Annotated in this window: 11 protein-coding genes; 7 read left to right on the top strand and 4 right to left on the bottom strand. The window is 51.6% G+C overall.

The window, feature by feature from the left end; genetic code table 11:
- Positions 1-118: 118 nt before the first annotated feature.
- From B036_RS29975 to B036_RS0118365, 3 genes are all read left to right on the top strand, one after another.
- Entirely contained in the window at positions 119-3484 is a 3366-nt protein-coding gene (locus B036_RS29975) for a VCBS repeat-containing protein (RefSeq protein WP_169435078.1), read from the top strand.
- A complete protein-coding gene (locus tag B036_RS0118370; RefSeq protein WP_026232108.1) occupies positions 3481-4086 on the top strand; it encodes a hypothetical protein in 606 nt (201 codons plus the stop codon). Before B036_RS29975 ends, B036_RS0118370 begins: the two co-directional genes overlap by 4 nt.
- Positions 4087-4249: 163 nt before the next feature.
- Positions 4250-7690: a VCBS repeat-containing protein gene (locus B036_RS0118365; RefSeq protein WP_211217415.1), complete on the top strand. Its 3441-nt coding sequence runs from the start codon at positions 4250-4252 to the stop codon at positions 7688-7690.
- Positions 7691-8015: 325 nt separating this feature from the next.
- Here the strand turns inward: B036_RS0118365 and B036_RS0118360 are convergent, their stop codons facing one another.
- Positions 8016-9587 carry an alanine/glycine:cation symporter family protein gene (locus B036_RS0118360; RefSeq protein ID WP_020570196.1) on the bottom strand — a complete coding sequence of 524 codons (1572 nt, stop codon included), beginning with the start codon at positions 9585-9587 and terminating at the stop codon, positions 8016-8018.
- A gap of 301 nt (positions 9588-9888) precedes the next feature.
- Here B036_RS0118360 and B036_RS0118355 point away from each other — a divergent pair, with 301 nt between their 5' ends.
- From B036_RS0118355 to B036_RS0118340, 4 genes are all read left to right on the top strand, one after another.
- Positions 9889-10455 (top strand): RNA polymerase sigma-70 factor, encoded by a 567-nt coding sequence (locus B036_RS0118355; RefSeq protein ID WP_044103120.1) that lies wholly within the window; start codon positions 9889-9891, stop codon positions 10453-10455.
- A 225-nt stretch (positions 10456-10680) separates the two neighbouring features.
- A complete protein-coding gene (locus B036_RS32315; protein ID WP_052333976.1) occupies positions 10681-11442 on the top strand; it encodes a FecR family protein in 762 nt (253 codons plus the stop codon).
- Between the two features lie 150 nt (positions 11443-11592).
- Positions 11593-14289 (top strand): TonB-dependent receptor, encoded by a 2697-nt coding sequence (locus B036_RS0118345; RefSeq protein ID WP_026232105.1) that lies wholly within the window; start codon positions 11593-11595, stop codon positions 14287-14289.
- Between the two features lie 110 nt (positions 14290-14399).
- Complete coding sequence (locus tag B036_RS0118340) at positions 14400-15335, top strand: DUF4249 domain-containing protein (RefSeq protein ID WP_020570192.1); 936 nt, start codon at positions 14400-14402, stop codon at positions 15333-15335.
- 23 nt (positions 15336-15358) lie between these two features.
- Here the strand turns inward: B036_RS0118340 and B036_RS0118335 are convergent, their stop codons facing one another.
- The 3 genes from B036_RS0118335 to B036_RS0118325 all read right to left on the bottom strand — a co-directional run bounded on the left by B036_RS0118335 (position 15359) and on the right by B036_RS0118325 (position 16924).
- Complete coding sequence (locus B036_RS0118335) at positions 15359-15745, bottom strand: Rid family detoxifying hydrolase (RefSeq protein ID WP_020570191.1); 387 nt, start codon at positions 15743-15745, stop codon at positions 15359-15361.
- Positions 15746-16108: 363 nt separating this feature from the next.
- Positions 16109-16333, bottom strand: coding sequence for a 50S ribosomal protein L32 (rpmF, locus tag B036_RS0118330; RefSeq protein WP_026232103.1), 225 nt, complete (start codon positions 16331-16333; stop codon positions 16109-16111).
- Positions 16334-16366: 33 nt separating this feature from the next.
- Entirely contained in the window at positions 16367-16924 is a 558-nt protein-coding gene (locus B036_RS0118325) for a YceD family protein (protein WP_020570189.1), read from the bottom strand.
- Positions 16925-17161 lie beyond the last annotated feature (237 nt).

Genomic DNA, 17161 nt, shown 5'->3' with positions numbered 1-17161 from the left:
TACAGGTGCTGACGCTGGTAGAAGACCTGACGTGGTATTAGTCTGACGAACTCCTATGTTCGGGCGAAACCGGGCAGCGGTTCTTCCTACGGTTTTGGAAGAACCGATACTTTGTTTTGTGCACAAAGTCCACGACCTGGAGGCCAGACAAAACGCAAAGCAGTATCTTCGCGCCATACTCGATATGCAAAGTAGATTAACCCAAGTAACCGTAGCCATCCTACTGCTACTCTGTACCGCCTGTACGGAAGACTCCTTTATTGATACGCCCGCCTGCCAGGCGGATGAAACCAAGCCATTCACGCAGATGGCCTGTGACCCGGCTACCGGGATCACTTTCAACAATGCGCTTCACTATACCGAGGCCCTCAATCCTTACACGTACCGCAATTTCTACAATGGCGGTGGTGTAGGCATTGCCGATTTCAACGGGGATGGATTAGCTGACGTCTTTTTTTCGGGTAACCTGGTGGACAACCAGCTGTACCTCAATCAGGGAGATTGGCGATTTGAAGACGTTACGGAACGGGCGGGCGTTGCCTGCCCCGGCAGTTGGTCGACCGGCGTGGCCATTATGGACATTGACGCTGACGGAGATCAGGACATCTACGTATGTAAAGCCGGCCCTCCGGCCGGGGAGGAGATTCCTGGCATGGATGGCGTCCGCCACAACGAGCTTTTTCTGAACAACGGCGATGCTACTTTCCGCGAAGCAGCCAAAGAATTCGGCCTCGACGTGGTTGGCCTTTCCGTCCACGCCGCCTTCTTCGATTATGATCAGGACGGTGACCTGGATGCCTACCTCCTCAATAACTCCACCCGCTCCACTACCGGATATAACGCCAAGGCGGGCCTGCGGGAAATACCAGACCCCACCGGAGGCAACAAACTGCTGCGCAACGATGGCGGCACTTTTACCGACGTCACCGCTGAAGCCAATATCTACTCCTCTGCTATCGGATTTGGCCTGGGCGTCACCGTTGGTGACGTCAACGAAGATGGCCTCCCGGACCTCTTCGTTAGCAACGACTATTTCGAACGCGATTACCTCTACTTCAACCAGGGAGACGGCACTTTCAAAGAACAATTGACGGACTACCTGCCGGAAATCAGCAAGGGGAGCATGGGGGCAGATTTTGCCGACCTGACCGGGGATGGCCTGCCGGAACTCTTCGTCACCGAAATGCTGCCCCGAACCGAAAAGCGGCGCAAAACCAAAGCGGCTTTTGACGACTGGAACCGTTACCAACTCTACCGCGACGAGGGTTACCACCAGCAGTTCAGCCGCAACGTGCTGCAGCATAACCTTGGTGGCGGACGTTTCAGTGAAGTGGGCCGCATGGCCGGGGTCGCCGCTACGGATTGGAGCTGGGGGGCTTTGCTCTTCGATATGGACAATGACGGTCGGCGGGACATCTTTGTAGCTAATGGGGTAGGGAAAGACTTGCTGGACCAGGATTACATCAACTTCGACGCTAACCAGGCGTCCATCCGGCAGATGATAAATGAGGAAGGGAAAACGATCACCGACATTATCGACTTGATTCCCAGCGAAGCCCTGGTAAATGGTGTATTCCGTAATGACGGAGCGCTCAGCTTTACTGACGTTTCGGGGGAGTGGGGCTTTGAGCAAAAGACCTTCTCCAACGGCTCGGCTTATGGCGATCTGGACAACGACGGTGACCTCGATCTGGTGGTCAATAACATCGACGGGCTGGCGGGCGTATATCGCAACAACACGACCTTGCCAGGACTCACTTTGCACCTGCGCGCGCGCCAGAAAAATAATCCTGATGGCATTGGTAGTCAACTTTTTGCCCGCCAGGACGACCGCTTTACTTACGCCGAATTACACCCCATGCGCGGCTTCGAGAGCACGGTCGATAAGCGTCTCAATGTTGCGGGTTCCCCGGATTCAGTGTTGGTCCGTTGGCCAGATGGTAACTGGGAAACCTTCACGAGTTTGCCGACCAAAGGCCTCGCAACTTTAACGCAGGGAGCAGGTCAGGCGCGGACGCAGGGGGCAAAAAATGGTTTCTTGAGCAAGGTAGCGGGCTCCCCCCGAATAAGCCAGCGAGAACTGCCGGCACTAACCCACCAGGAAGATCGCTTTAGTGACTTCGACCGCGACCCACTGCTTTTTTGGGGGCTGAGCAACGAGGGCCCGGCCCTCGCCTTCGACCGCCACCAGCGCCTCGGTTACTTAGGCGGATCGGTCGGCCAACCTGGTAAACTCCTAAGCGGGACTACCGTTATTCGGGAGCTCACCGGGGACAAGGAAGGGGAGAACGTTGACGCTATCTGGTTTGATGCGAACGGCGATGGCATCGATGACCTGTACGTCGTTAACGGCAGCAACCAATTCTCGGCCAGCTCCACCGCCTTGCTCGACAAACTCTACTTCGGCACGCGTAGTGGCAACCTGCAGCCCTCCGACCAACTCTTGCCATTGAGCAATAAGCTGGTAGCAGGCTCCTGCGCCCGGAGCTACGACGTTGACGGTGATGGCGACCAGGACCTCTTCGTTGGTGGCCGCCTTCGCCCCGGACTATACGGCGTCCCCGCCGATAGCTACCTGTTGCTCAACGACGGTAAAGGCAACTTCTCCGATGCGCGTATCCCTGATCTCCAGCGGTTAGGCCTGGTCACCGATGCAATTTGGGCAGAGACCGACGGTGACCCAGAACCCGAACTTGTAGTTGCTCGTGAATGGGGTGCTGTCTCCGTTTTGCATTGGAAAGACGGGGAAGTAGTGGAAGTGGAAATCCTGCCCCTGAAAAATGGCCTTTGGCACAAGTTGGCGGTTGCCGACCTGAATGGCGACGGAAAAGAGGACATCGTTGCCGGGAATTACGGCACAAACACGAGCTTGAGGGCTTCAGATGAAGTACCAATTGAACTGCACGTCAACGACTTTGACGGTAATGGCCGGGCAGAGCAGCTGATTACTCAGGGCGATGTCTTCGACGGGCGCTCCCGCCCCATCAATCTTCGGAATGATCTGGTGAAGCAAATGCCAGCTTTGCGCAAAAGTGTTCAGCGCTACTCCGACTATGCGGATAAAACACTGGAAGACCTGTTTTCTCCAAAGGTATTAGCCAGGTCAGAAATCGGTAGCGTACACATGTTGATCTCAGCGGTGGCACTTAGCGGGCCGGATGGCTGGACCGTGGCTCCTCTTCCTGCAGAAGCCCAGCGCGCGCCGATCTATGCTCTGTGTATTGCCGACTTAAACGGCGACGGCCACCCAGACATCATTACCGGCGGAAACCAAACGGTGGCAAAACCTGAGTTCGGCACCAACGCTGCTGGTTTTGGTAACATCCTCATTAATGATGGCGCTGGCCACTTTTCCGCCTTTGGCCCTGCTGCTACCGGTATGGTCCTCAGCGGCGATGTTCGGGCCATCGTACCTAAGAGCAAACACTCATTCCTTGTCGCCCGCTCCAACGGAGCTGCGATTGAATTAACCATTGAACAATGATCAGACTATCGACCTTCTCACTGGCGTTTCTGGGGATGCTTTTCCTCAGTTCCTGCTCCGCTGATGATCTTTCCACTCCCGCTGGCCGCTACAAGGCGGCGCTGAAGGCCGGGCTTTCCAGTTCCACTGTAACCAATGATCTCTTCCTCGGCCTCCAATTGGCGGAGACAGACAAGGAGTTTTATGACCGCTGTACCGAATTAAACGGAAAGCAATTGATTGAGATGGGCTCCGGCGGCAACCGCGTTAACCACAAACTCGACGATGAATTGGCCCGGCCTGCGGTGCTTACCTTCTACCCGGACTTTAGCGATGACCGTCCCCGTATTATTAAGGCGATGGACTTAGAAATCGCTTATGTCGACTGGTCACCCTGGAATAAAGCTGCCTACGCCGGCCCTTTGCTTGAAGATATCGGTAAAGGATGGGCATCCCAGGTTTTTGGGGAAGGCTTCGAAATCGTCTCCCATGCACGCCACGGCAAAGTGCTGGTACAAGTAAAGAATAATCGTCGTACGGCCTTCTGGGTTGCGGACGATCGCATCGTTCGGGGAAGGGTTACTGATCTGCGGGCCTTGCCGGATGAGCCGCTGATTCCGTAGGAGTCTTCGCTGAGTAACCCCGGATGCCGGCCGCTGACCCCGTAGAGACTGACCCTCACTTATCCCGGATGCAGGTCGCTCAGCGACCGGACCGCCGCAGGCAGCAGCGTAGCTCAGCCAGGTTACAACAATGAGGCCCAGACCCTGCAGAATAATCTGGGCTATGTATAAAGTAATAACACTCCAATCGCCACCAAATATGCGCAAACCTTCAACAGTGGATTACCTGACAAATACCGGAACCTTACTGCTCTGCGCTGTACTTGTCTCCCTCACCGCCTGTACTCCCGATGCATCTACTCCTGGTGCTGATTACCCCACCTGGGATGGTCAGACCCTCTTTGAACCCATTTCACCGACAGCGACCGGTATCGACTTCGCCAACACCCTGGCCTATGACGAAGAGTTCAACATCTACAAGTACCGCAATTTCTACAATGGTGGCGGCGTGGCTATCGGTGATGTGAATAAGGACGGCCTGAGCGATATCTACTTCAGCGGCAACCGGGTCAGTAACCGACTTTACCTCAACCGGGGAGATTTCAATTTCGAAGACGCAACGGAAGTGGCCGGCGTAGCCGGTAAAGCCTCCTGGAGCACTGGTGTAACCATGGCGGATGTGAACGGCGACGGCTGGCTCGATATTTACCTGTGTAACTCCGGAGACATCGCCGGAGACAATAAGCGCAACGAGCTTTACCTCAATAATCAGGACGGTACCTTCACCGAAGCCGCCGAACGATTTGGCCTGGCCAACGAAGGCCTCAGTACTCACGCCGTTTTCTTCGATTACGATCGTGACGGCGACCTGGATTGCTACCTGCTCAACAATTCCTACCAGGCCATTGGCTCCTTTAACCTGGAGCGTAACGAACGCCCAAAACGCGATGAAAAGGGAGGAGATGTCCTTTATCGAAACGACGATGGTAAGTTTACCGACGTCTCCGTCGCAGCCAACATCTATGGCTCCATCATCGGCTTCGGCCTGGGTGTTACCGTCGGCGACGTAGACCGCGATGGCTGGCCCGACATCTACGTCTCTAATGATTTCTTTGAACGCGACTACCTCTACCATAATGAGGGCGACGGCACCTTTAAGGAAATCCTTACCGAATCCATGAATTCCATCAGTGCCGCCAGCATGGGCGCGGATATGGCGGACATTAATAATGACGGCTACGGCGAAATTTTCGTCACCGAAATGTTGCCCGCCACCAACGCCCGCCTGAAAACGGCTACGACCTTTGAAAACTGGAACAAATACCAATTTAACCTGGAGAACGGCTATTATCAGCAGTTTACCCGAAACATGTTGCAACGCAACAACGGTGACGGTACATACACCGAAGTTGGGCGAATGAACGGCGTGGAGGCTACCGACTGGAGTTGGGGCGCCCTGATCTTTGACATGGAAAACGATGGATATAAGGACCTCTTCGTCGCCAATGGTATCTACCAGGACTTAACTAACCGGGACTTCCTGGACTACATCGCCGCCGATGAATTCAAGAAGGAAGTAACCGCCGGTGGAAAGGTGGATTTCAAAAAATTGGTGGATGCCATCCCGTCAAATCCGGTCCCAAACGCTGCCTTCAGGAACCTTGGTCCGGAGGGGGATTATGGCTTTGAGGATATTGCGACAGCCTACGGACTTGACCTTCTGGGGTTCTCCAACGGCTCTGCCTATGGCGATCTTGACAATGACGGCGACCTTGATCTGGTGGTGAATAACGTCAACCGCACGGCCGTGATCTATCGGAATCATACGGATGCACAGCAACAGAACAACTGGTTGCAATTGACCCCGGAACAGGAAGGCAGTAATCCTTTTGCTGTAGGCACCAAGGCCACCGTGTTTACCGGCGGGCAACAGCAGTACCTGGAACACATGCCGATGCGTGGCTTTCAGAGTAGCATGGATTACCGGATGCAATTCGGGCTGGGAGCTTACGAGAAAGCAGACTCTATTTTGCTGGAATGGCCAAATGGAGATCAGGAGATAATGCGTAGTATTCCTGCGAATAAGGCTTACCCGGTACGCAAAGGGGAGGCTGGAAAATCATCGAATTTAATCGTGGGATCGGAGAGGAAGGAGGAACCCGTATTTGGTCAATATCCTGAAGCCTTTGACCTGTACAAAAATAACGTACACCGGGAGAATCGGTACAGCGATTTTGATCGCGATCCGCTGCTTTACCACATGCTCAGCGCCGAAGGGCCGGCACTTTGTGCGGGCGACTTTAGTGGCAACGGAGAACTGGGGTTTTACCTGGGGGGAGCCCGCGACCAGCCGGGAAATTTAAACATTGCTGATCGTAAGCAATTTAATATGCTTGCTGAGGAAGTATTGGAGGTGGATAAGGTGAGTGAAGACGTAGCCTGTGCCTGTTTTGACGCAAACGGTGATGGTCAGGATGACCTTTACGTAGTGAGCGGCAGTAGCGAATTTGGTGCGGCCTCTACCGCACTGCTGGACCGGCTTTACCTGGTCAAGGGGCGCAATGTTTTGAAAAGCGAACAGATTCTGCCCAATGGCCGCCGTCCTGCAGTAGGGAGTGTCGCTAAAAATTACGATGTGGACGGCGACGGTGATGAAGACCTTTTTGTGGGCAGTCGAATGCGCCCGGGCGTGTATGGGGCACCGGCGGACAGCTACTTACTTTTGAATGACGGCAAGGGGAACTTTACGGATACCGAAGAAGAAGTCCTCAAAGAATTAGGTATGGTGACGGATGCCCGCTGGGCGGATGTGGCCGGAGACGACCGCAAAGAGCTCATTGTGGTGGGGGAGTGGATGGCCCCACGGGTATTTGCTTTTGAAGAGGGGAAATTGGTGGAGACGAGCATTACTTTTCAGGCGGGGCCGCAGGTGCCCGGAACGGATGAAGGAGCAATGCTGGAACTTACCGGCTGGTACAACGCTCTGGAAACTGCGGACCTTAATGGAGATGGCCGGATGGATATTATTCTGGGAAACCACGGGTTGAACTCCCGCTTCCGCGCTTCGTCTGAAGAACCAGTGATCCTACACGTCAATGATTTTGACCAGAACGGCAAAGCCGAGCCAATCATCTCCACCTGGGAAGATGGCAAAGCCTACCCAATGCCCCTTCTGCATGACCTGGTAAAGCAAATGCCCGGTTTGCGCAAGCGTTATTTGAAGTACAGTTCCTTCGGGGACCAGACGATGGAAGACATCTTTTCTGCCGAAGTGCTTGAACGCTCCGTTCGCCTGCAGGCCACGGAATTCCGGAGCCTGGTCGCCTTCAACGAAGGCAACGGAAAATTCCGCGTGGCGGCCCTGCCGGCAGCCGCACAGGAAACCCCCGTCTTCGCCCTACTGGCCGATGACGTGGACGGTGACGGTGATCAGGACATCCTGCTGGGTGGGAATTTCTACTACGCCAAACCAGAAACCGGCCGCTACGACGCTGGCCGTGGCCTGCTGCTGCTCAACGACGGTACCGGAAACCTTCGGGCCTTATCCGCCGAAGAAAGCGGCATCAACATCCCCGGAGAAATCCGTGATATTGTTGGGTTGGGTCAGGGCCGTTACCTGTTTGGCCGGAATAACCTTGCTCCGGTTATTCTGGTGCGGGAATAGAGAGCTGGTGACTGCGATTTGTAATCGCGTTTGGACCCAAGGCACTATGTGCCGTTGGGATTACCGCATGTAGATCACTTTGGGACCCTTTCCTGAACCCCTGTCCTATGAATCAGGTTGTCCTCAGGAATTCCGACGGGTTCATAGAACCCTTGGTCCAATCGCGATTACAAATCGCGGAGACCCGGCTAGCTTATCCAGTCTTATTTCATATCGACTCTTTTACGACGGAAACCAAAAGTCCCCCTTCCGAACCAATGCCGGAAGGGGGACTTAGCTTGCACCTGCGGCCCCGCCCAAAAAAGGAGCGACCGGGAGGCGTCAATTATTTAGTGCGGGCGATCTCTCCACTCTTAACGCGGGCCATATAGTCCCTTAACGCACGTCGGACGTTAGGCATAAGGAAGTAAAGCCCCAGTACGTTGGGGAAACACATCGCAAAGATCATGGCGTCTCCGAAATCGAATACTGCCTGGGCAGAAATGCCGGAGCCGATGACTACGAAGATACAGAAGATGACCTTGTAGATGTTTTCGTTTCGCTTGCTTTCACCAAACAGGTAAGTCCAACATTTAAGGCCGTAGTAAGACCAGCTGATCATGGTAGACAAGGCGAAGAGAATAACGGCGATGCCAAGTACTAACGGGAACCAACTGATTACTGATTCAAAGGCTCTGCTGGTTACGTCTATTTGGGCAATGGGGTCTAAGCTACCGGAGACCAAACCTGCGTTGGCCCATTCGGCACTGCCACCTACGGCAGCACCGTAGCCGGTGATGACGATGACCAGGGCAGTCATGGTACAAATAACTACGGTATCGATGAACGGCTCAAGAAGAGCAACAATGCCTTCACTGATCGGCTCATCCGTCTTTGCAGCGGAGTGGGCGATGGAGGCAGAACCTACACCAGCCTCGTTACTGAAGGCTGCTCGCTTGAAGCCTTGAATGAGGACACCGACCACACCTCCATAAAGAGCTTCCGGGTTGAAGGCGCCGCTAAAGATCTGCCCAAAGGCATTGGGGATATCGGTAAAGTGGTAGCCCAGAACAACGAGTGCGCCAACGACGTAGATGCCTACCATAAAGGGTACGATCCGCTCCGTAACTTTTGCAATACTCTTGATACCGCCGATAATGATCAGACCAATAACTGCCGCCATAATGAGGCCGAAGATCCAGCCGCGACCGTAAAGGAAAGATTCGGTACCGCCGGTGACGGTCACCAACTGGCTGGTGGCAGCGTTGATCTGAACCATGTTGCCACCGCCAAAAGAACCGCCGATACAGAAAATGGCGAAAAGTGCTGCCAGCACTTTGCCTAGCTTGCCGACTAAGCCGCCTTTTTCGCCCATACCCTTGCTGAGGTAGTACATCGGACCACCAGACACACTGCCGTCGCTGTTGACGTTACGGTACATCAGACCAAGGGAGACTTCTACAAACTTCGAACTCATTCCCAGCAAACCAGCAATGATCATCCAGAAGGTAGCACCCGGGCCGCCAAGGCTGACGGCAAGGGCCACACCAGCGATATTACCTACACCCACCGTGCCCGAAAGTGCGGCGGTAAGGGCTTGAAAGTGAGAGACTTCACCATCGTCATTGGGGTCGTCGTAACGACCGCGCACTACGTCGAGTGCATGCTTGAATCCACTAATGTTGATGAATCCCATGTAAATGGTGAAGACGGTTGCACCGATGATCAGCCAGGGGAGGACAAAGGGGATGGAATAACCCGCGATGGAGACCTCAAAGAATATAATGGCGTTCACAAAATCTGTAACTGGTTCAAAGAACCTTTGCAGAAAGCCGTCAATGCCGGTCGCATTATCTTGTGCAAAGGCAAAAATAGGGGCCAGCAGACCGACTAAAATCAGGGTGTACTTTTTCAACATGAATGTGGGGTTATTAATTTACGGTGGGTGAAGGTAGCAAACTTTCACTCGTTTGCCCAAAGCCTTGGCGCTTGTTAAGGAAACTGGTTCCTGACGGGGCGGGAGTAGTCTTTGATATGGTTAAGGTAAGAAAATGGGCTGATAGCAGGTTATTAGTTTGGTTTTATGGAAGCAGGCGAAGTACAAGAATACTGCTCGCAGGTTGGAAGCATAATTCCTGATAGGGTTTAAGTATAAAGAAACCTCAGAATAATTACGGTATATCTCTGAAAACGCTACCTTGAGGCCCGCAATGGGGAATATGGCAGCGGTATCAGATAAGGATCTCATCATCCGGTTGCGTGCGGGCGAAAGCGCCACGCTGGACGAACTTTTTCGACGTTACTACGTCGATCTTTGCCGCACGGCCTTACGCTTTGTCAATGACGAGCAGGAGGCGGAAGACATTGTTCAGAACCTTTTCATAGCACTTTGGGAGAAACGCGCTGGTCAACAAGAGGCGCTGGGGGCAGTAGGCCCCTACTTGCGAAGGGCTGTCCGCAACCGAAGTCTGAATTACCTGAGGGATCGAAAACGGATTCCTGTTGACGATGGCGATATTCCGGAAACGCTGGCGGCAAAAGACCTGGCCGACGATGAGCTTAACCAGGATGAATTACGAGACCGGATTCACAGTGCCATTGATTCCTTGCCCGAACGCTGCCGGCTCGTCTTCGTTATGAGTAAGCTGGAAGACATGACGCACAAGGAAATTGCCGAAGCTTTGGAAATTTCGCCCAAAACTGTTGAAAATCAAATGACCCGTGCTTACCGGTTTTTACGAGAATGGCTGAGCCTGTTTTTGTTAATAGCCGGTACATTTTATTGACGATACGGTAGCTGAGGTCTGCTAAATGACCAAACGATCCCAAAAAATAGGCGTCATGTTAGGGGTAGGGCGTACTTTTGGTGTCACACCGATAAGAACCCACTCCTAGTTTTACTGGCAATAATGAACACATCAGATATTAAAGGTTTCGATCAGCATGTCTCCTCGTACAAAGAGGGCTTTACCCCGGATTCGACGGGTGCGTTAGCTCGGTTGCATGCCCAAATGGAAAAATCTACCATTAAGACTGATAGCGTGGTTCGTCCGATAAACAGATTTCGATGGCTTTCCGCAGCAGCGGTAGTGCTGCTACTTGTTACTGCGGGATATTTCCTGCTTGCCGGTGAAGGGGGGACTGAGTATAATAATACCTCTGATGCGCCCATGGCAGTTGCACTGCCTGACGGAACTAAAGTGTTGCTTCAGGAAGGCTCAACGCTAAGCTATCCGGTAGATTATAATGATACTGAACGACACGTAGATCTATCGGGCCAAGCCTTTTTTGAGGTGCATAAAGACAAAGACCGACCATTCCTGGTCAATACTTCGGAAACGGAACTTCGGGTAACGGGCACCGCTTTTAATCTGCGTATTAATGGGGAGGAAATGGAGGTTGAAGTTTCAGAAGGAAGTGTAGAGTTGCACCGTCAAGGCCATATTACTCCTGTAAAAGCGCGGCAATGCGGTATCGCTGTTCCCGGTAAGAAATGTACCCGCATGGAAGCTACAAACCTGAACCGGCATGCGTGGAGGACGGGAACGCTCACCTTCGATAGTATGCCGCTCAGCCTTGCGCTCAAGACGATCAGTAACAACTTTGGCTTGGAAATTAAGGTGCCAACTACCTGTGATTTTCCCCTGACGGGAAATTTCGATGGAAAAAACCCAATTGCTGTGTTAGAGACAATTGCTGCAATGGATGGCGGTAATTTGAAGCAGCTTGCCGTTGACCGTTACCAGCTATCGGACATGGTTTGTGGCAAATAGGTTGCAGGTATAGCCGTTGGTGATTTTCTTTAATAGAAACTCCAGGCGCGTAAACCGGTAGAGTAATTGCGCTTACCATTGCAAGGCAACGCTTCCTCATTCTTTTCCGTTACTTCAAAGTAGTGTCGATACACTATCTAAAATAGAAGCATGCGACGTCTCGCCTTTTTGTTAACGCTCTTAATCCTCCTGTTAAGTAACACATTGGAGGGGCAACGGGGCTTAGGTAAAGAGAGGCGGTTTCCACTTCCAAACCGGCAGATGCCACTGGAGAAAGCATTGATGAAATTAACGGAAGCTGGCGCACCGCTTAGCTACCGACCAGACCAACTGCCTAAAATTGTGATTAACGCGCCAGGGGGCAGAAAAACATTGGTAGGGTGGCTTTCCTTCTTGTTGAAAAATACGGAATTGGTTTACCAGCAAGGACCTGCAGGTTATTTCATTGTACCGGACCTGGATCTGTTTAACCGGGATTTTACGATCCACGGTCTTATTTCGGATGCTTCAAGTGGTGAGCGCTTGATTGGTGCAGCCATTCAGGATATTGATAACCTGGGAGGTGTTCTGGCCAATGAGTACGGATTTTATTCGCTGGAAACAAAAGGAGGACGCAAGCGCCTTCGCCTCAGCTACACTGGGTACGCATCCAAAGAATTGGATTTTGTGCTTCGTAGTGATACAACGCTGCAAATAGGGCTTGAGCCGGCTGGCTATTTACCTCAGATTGAGGTTCGGGCGTCGGTGGACTCTTCGCGTTCGCTCTACCTGATGGAAAGTGAGCGGACGATGAGCAGAACAGAGGTAGGACTGCTGAACGGACCTGGGGGAGAGGCCTCTATTCTGAGTCTTGCCCGGATGTTGCCAGGCGTAACTTCCGGTGCCGATGGGGTAGGGGGCTTATCTATTCGCGGAAGTAACAGCGGTCATAACCTTGTCCTGTTCGATGGTGTACCTGTGTACAACCTTAACCACGCGGCGGGTCTTTTCAGCATCTTCAATACCTCGGCTATCCGCCGGGCGGACCTATACAAAGATGGAATACCTGCCCGTTTTGGTGGGCGTATCGGAGGCGTACTGGACGTGCATACCCGAGACGGGAATCTCTATCACCCTGAAGTCAGTATCGGCAGTTCGTTGCTGTCCTCTACTGTTACTGCGGAGGGGCCTTTGAAACCAGGTAAGAGTTCCTTTTTGGTTTCCGGGCGATACTTCTGGGGAGGGGACCTGCTGCGATCTTTTAGTAAACGACAAAAGCAACTTTATGGCCGAAGCGGAGAGATTGACTACGCGGTGTATGATCTTAATCTCAAAGTTAACCAGCAAGTAGGGGAGAAAGGAAGGGTGTACCTGAGTCTTTATCGTGGTCTTGACCATTACGGCAACGGATCAGAGAAAAAGGAAGACGTTACGGTACTGGAACCTGGAGGTACCGTACTTTTTTATACGGCTACCCAAAACAGGGCCGAGGAGATCCGTTGGGGTAACACGGTTGGCGCGTTAAGGTATAATCACCTTTTTAACGACCGCTTTTTTGGGAACTTCAGGCTGTCTTACTCGGACTTGCTCGTTCGGGCAAGTTTTGAGCGATCTGATAGTCTATACGAGGCGAGCAATCAGTCACTTAGCTCAGACATATCAAGCGGTAGGTTCGGATCGGCAATTAAGCAGGTTGGGACGGCTTTCGATGGTCAGTATAATTTGACCCGCACGACTAACATTCGTTTTGGTATAGCTATTGATGCACACCGCTTTTTGCCGCAGATCAGATCAGGACGGGTGCCCCTCACCCAGCATCCTGTATTGCAGTCCCTGGAGGAGGGAGATGCCCTCCGTTCCGTCCAACTTGCAGCCTACGGCAGTATTAACGGTCGTTGGAAAGGGCTGCATTATCGCGCCGGACTTCGGGGGCAGATTTGGCACAATGGGGTCAGCTACTTCAACTTGTCGCCCCGTCTTATGCTGGCGGCGGGGTTAGGGAAACATGGTCGATGGAGAATTACCTATGATCAAATGGTGCAGCCGATCCATTTAGTAAGCAGTACCGTAATCGGTCTGCCAACGGACCTCTGGGTGCCATCCACTCCCGAGATAGCGCCTTCTACTGTTCGACAGGTGGGGTTTCGGTATAACCACGACCTGACTAAAAAGTGGCAACTTGAAGTAGAGCTCTATCATCGCGATCTGCGCCACCTGGTTGATTATACCCAGAGTGGCCAGAATAATAAATGGCTGGATAACCTCAGCGTAGGTAAAGGGTTTGCAAATGGTGCAGAATTTTCCCTCCACTACTCAGGACGCAAACTCAGGGGATGGCTAAGTTATACACTGGCGGAAAGCAGACGGCAATTCGACGAGGCAATCAATCGTGGACGACCCTTCCCATTTCAATTTGATCGACGTCATGGGGTGAAACTACTGGCTACCTATAGCATTAAGCCTACCATAAACCTAACGGCTACCTGGCGATATGGCTCCGGTGCATTTTACAGCCTAAGCCTGGAAAATTTCCTCTTGGCGGACCCCAGTATTCTGGAGAGTGACGACGACCCGCAGGTAATCCCATTGGTTGAAAACAAGAACGGCTTTAACCTGCCTGCCAATCATCGTCTTGACATAAATGCCCAGTTCCTGTTCAGGAGTCAGGAGAAAAAACGCTTTCAACATACTTTAAACTTCGGTGTGTATAACCTCTATGGCCGGCACAACCCGATTTTTTATGATCTGCGAACTAGTTTCTTCTCCCGTGGGTCAGACTTGATCAAGGATCAGCAGTTTGTGCAGGTATTTTTTGGTGGTATTCAACCAACATTATCCTATCAATTGACCTTCAGTGGGAAAAGATGAGCCCAAAGTTTGTACGTTGCTTGACATTTGCTTAATTTTGGTTGTCTATGGAGGTGTGTTTTTATTCAACACTTATCCAATAACTAGGTAGACTATCAAGATTCAATAATTTGTTGATATTACAATGGTTCCTGCGGCTATTCACGATCACCACCTTGGTGTCGCTGTTTATTGCGTGCGAGGAACCTGTCGACCTTGGCTTTGAAGTCGTTGAATCCCAGTTAGTCGTTTCCTCTACTTTTTTTCCGGACGATGTGGTAAAAGTTTTTCTTACCGCCACTCAACCGACTGTTGGAGAGCAATCCATCAATGAAATCACCGATGCCACGGTCACAATTCTTGAGGGTAACGAAGTAAAGGAATTACTTCATTACGTAGCCGGCCAGAATGGTCGGCGTGGAAGCTATCAAAGTAATAACTTCAGACCAAAGGTCGGGCGCACCTACACGCTGTTTGCTACGAAAAGCGGATTTAAGCCAATTGATGCTTCCAGCTCGATCCCCGAGCCGGTACAAATCGTTGATCTGGAGGTTCTTGATGATGTTTCCAGAATGACGGTGGAGGGTTTAGAGATTTTTACCTTCACGCTGAAGATCAATTACGATGATCCTGAGTTTATAGATAACTTCTACGACATCCGCATCAGCCAAATGGTTATGCCTTATTTCGTCAAATCTAATGGAGATACCGTAAAGATGGGAACAAAGGCAAAAGTTGTACAGCCTCCCATAGAAAACTACGAAGAGAATACTGTTACTGGTGAAGCCAGCATTTTGGTAAGGGACCGACCCGCTGAAGATGGACTAACCATCAAGCTGCAAAGTCGATTTGATCCAAAAACAGAACTGTTAGGCGACCTGCAGGCAGAACTACGCACCGTTTCTGAACCCTACTTTGATTATCAGCTGACCATCCAGCGGGAAGGGCAGGCACTCCCTATCGGAGTCGGTGACCCGAGGGTCAGCTCCTTCGGAAATGTTCAACAAGGGGTTGGTGTATTTGCCGGATATAACCGCGTTTTCCGAACGTTTAGCTTAGATGACTAAACTCTCCTGACCAGCGCCAGGCACTAATCTACGGCTGCAATGCAGCTGATCTCCACATTCACATATTTCGGTAGGTTCGCCACTTCGACCAGTGCGCGTGCCGGAGCTGTCGCCTCGTTGAAGTAGGTGCCATAGACGGTATTTATCCGGCCAAAGTTTTCGATGTCACTAACGAAAACACTGCATTTAAGGATGTTTTCGAAATTGGTGCCGGCAGCTTCCAGAATAGCGCCCAGGTTATCAAGTACCCGACGAGTTTCCGTTTCGATGTCTCCCGTAAGCAATTCACCAGTCTTTGGGTCAAGGGCTATTTGGCCACTTACGTATAGAACGCCATTGTGCAGGGTTGCCTGGTTGTAGGCCCCGACCGGAGCAGGCGCGTTGGGGGTATTGATAATATGTTTGGACATGGGGTCTGATTACAGGTTACAGATAGTAATTTCAAGATGTATCGCTCGCTGGTTTTCTTATAAGCCAACCACGAACAAACTTTCAACGCTGCGCAAGGTAAATCTAAATTTGGTATCCCAAAGTACATAGTTATGGAATTCAGGCATCCCTACTTTTTGACCGGTAACCAGGCCTAGTAGAGACTTCTTTTACAATCCAATCGACTTATTGTTCCTTGACTCACGCTTGCACGATAGTGTAATAACTAGGCACACATTTGTTTGAGGTTACAATTAGCTACTTGTAACGACTACAACAACCAGTAGCCCGTCAGCATTGCTGACGGGCTACCAATTTCCTTCTGTGAAGAAGTTAAGTTGTCCTTACTCGGCGTCGTCTCCGCTCTCTTCTTCGAGGGCAGCTTCAGGAGCCTTTACCAGCATATTGCCGTTGTAGAACATGTTGCCTTCATCGTCGAAGTACGCACGGTGCGGCATGTGAGATTCGCCGGTTGTCTGACAAACAGTGATGGATGGAGCCGTAGCCTTATAGTGGGTACGACGCTTGCGCTTACGCTGCTTGGAGATCCGACTCTTAGGATGTGCCATTGCCTTATGTAAATTTTATACTTGTAGTAACTGTTATTTTAAGTCTTTGAGGGCGTCCCACGGGCTGGGTTTTTCATCATCGTCGTCGTCGCGCGATGCGTCGATGTCTGAAGATTCATCGACGGAGTCGTCGATACGATCCAGCATTTCTTCGTCGCACGGATAAGGTGGCTCATCACTCCTGCAATCGAAAGTTCGGATCATTGGTAAAGCCAGGATCACGATTTCGTAGGCGTAGGGCGCAACGTTGAATAGACTGGTATCCGGGTGCAGGTAAACGAGTTCTCCTTCTTCTTCCAGGTGTTCGGCTTCGGTGCTGAACTTGGCGATCAGCTGTTCCTGACCTTCCACCGGAAAATCGACGCCAGCAAGGCAACGATCACATTCCGTACGGATGGTTCCTGAAAATTCGAAATCCAAAATCAACTGACGCTGTTGCCGATCAACCCTAAGGTGTAGCGCAACGTTGCCGCGTTGAATTGGTGCATCCGGGAAGGAAGCAAAGAATTCGTCATCTACCGTAAGGTCGTATTGATAAATCCCCTGACTAAGCCCGCTGAGGGGTAAGATGAATGGCGATTGTACTGACATAACCTAACGTTTTATCCCGTAAAAAATACCCATTGGTACTTAAGGACGTTTCAAAGTGGGCGCAAAGATACGTGTTTTGCTTTAATGGTCAAAGGTTATGTGGTAAATGTTTAAAAGTAAGGTATTCCGCCTGATGGAGAATTATTAGGGCGATCTCTTTTACCCTTGGAACCTTCAGCACTATTGGTCGCTCCGCTCCGGTTGCAGGGGTTGCAGGGTCGCTCTGCTCCGGTTGCA

This window comes from Neolewinella persica DSM 23188, assembly GCF_000373105.1.
GTDB classification, from domain to species: Bacteria; Bacteroidota; Bacteroidia; order Chitinophagales; family Saprospiraceae; genus Neolewinella; species Neolewinella persica.
The sequence above is the reverse complement of the archived record's forward strand: the minus strand, read 5'-3'. Positions and strand labels throughout refer to the sequence as shown.

Bases quoted from the DNA above. Each gene is read 5' to 3' on its own strand.
- B036_RS0118370 (WP_026232108.1), top strand. From the start codon at position 3,481: ATGATCAGACTATCGACCTTCTCACTGGCGTTTCTGGGGATGCTTTTC.
- B036_RS0118365 (WP_211217415.1), top strand. From the start codon at position 4,250: ATGTATAAAGTAATAACACTCCAATCGCCACCAAATATGCGCAAACCT.
- B036_RS0118360 (WP_020570196.1), bottom strand. From the start codon at position 9,587: ATGTTGAAAAAGTACACCCTGATTTTAGTCGGTCTGCTGGCCCCTATT.
- B036_RS0118355 (WP_044103120.1), top strand. From the start codon at position 9,889: ATGGCAGCGGTATCAGATAAGGATCTCATCATCCGGTTGCGTGCGGGC.
- B036_RS32315 (WP_052333976.1), top strand. From the start codon at position 10,681: ATGGAAAAATCTACCATTAAGACTGATAGCGTGGTTCGTCCGATAAAC.
- B036_RS0118345 (WP_026232105.1), top strand. From the start codon at position 11,593: ATGCGACGTCTCGCCTTTTTGTTAACGCTCTTAATCCTCCTGTTAAGT.
- B036_RS0118335 (WP_020570191.1), bottom strand. From the start codon at position 15,745: ATGTCCAAACATATTATCAATACCCCCAACGCGCCTGCTCCGGTCGGG.
- rpmF (WP_026232103.1), bottom strand. From the start codon at position 16,333: ATGGCACATCCTAAGAGTCGGATCTCCAAGCAGCGTAAGCGCAAGCGT.
- B036_RS0118325 (WP_020570189.1), bottom strand. From the start codon at position 16,924: ATGTCAGTACAATCGCCATTCATCTTACCCCTCAGCGGGCTTAGTCAG.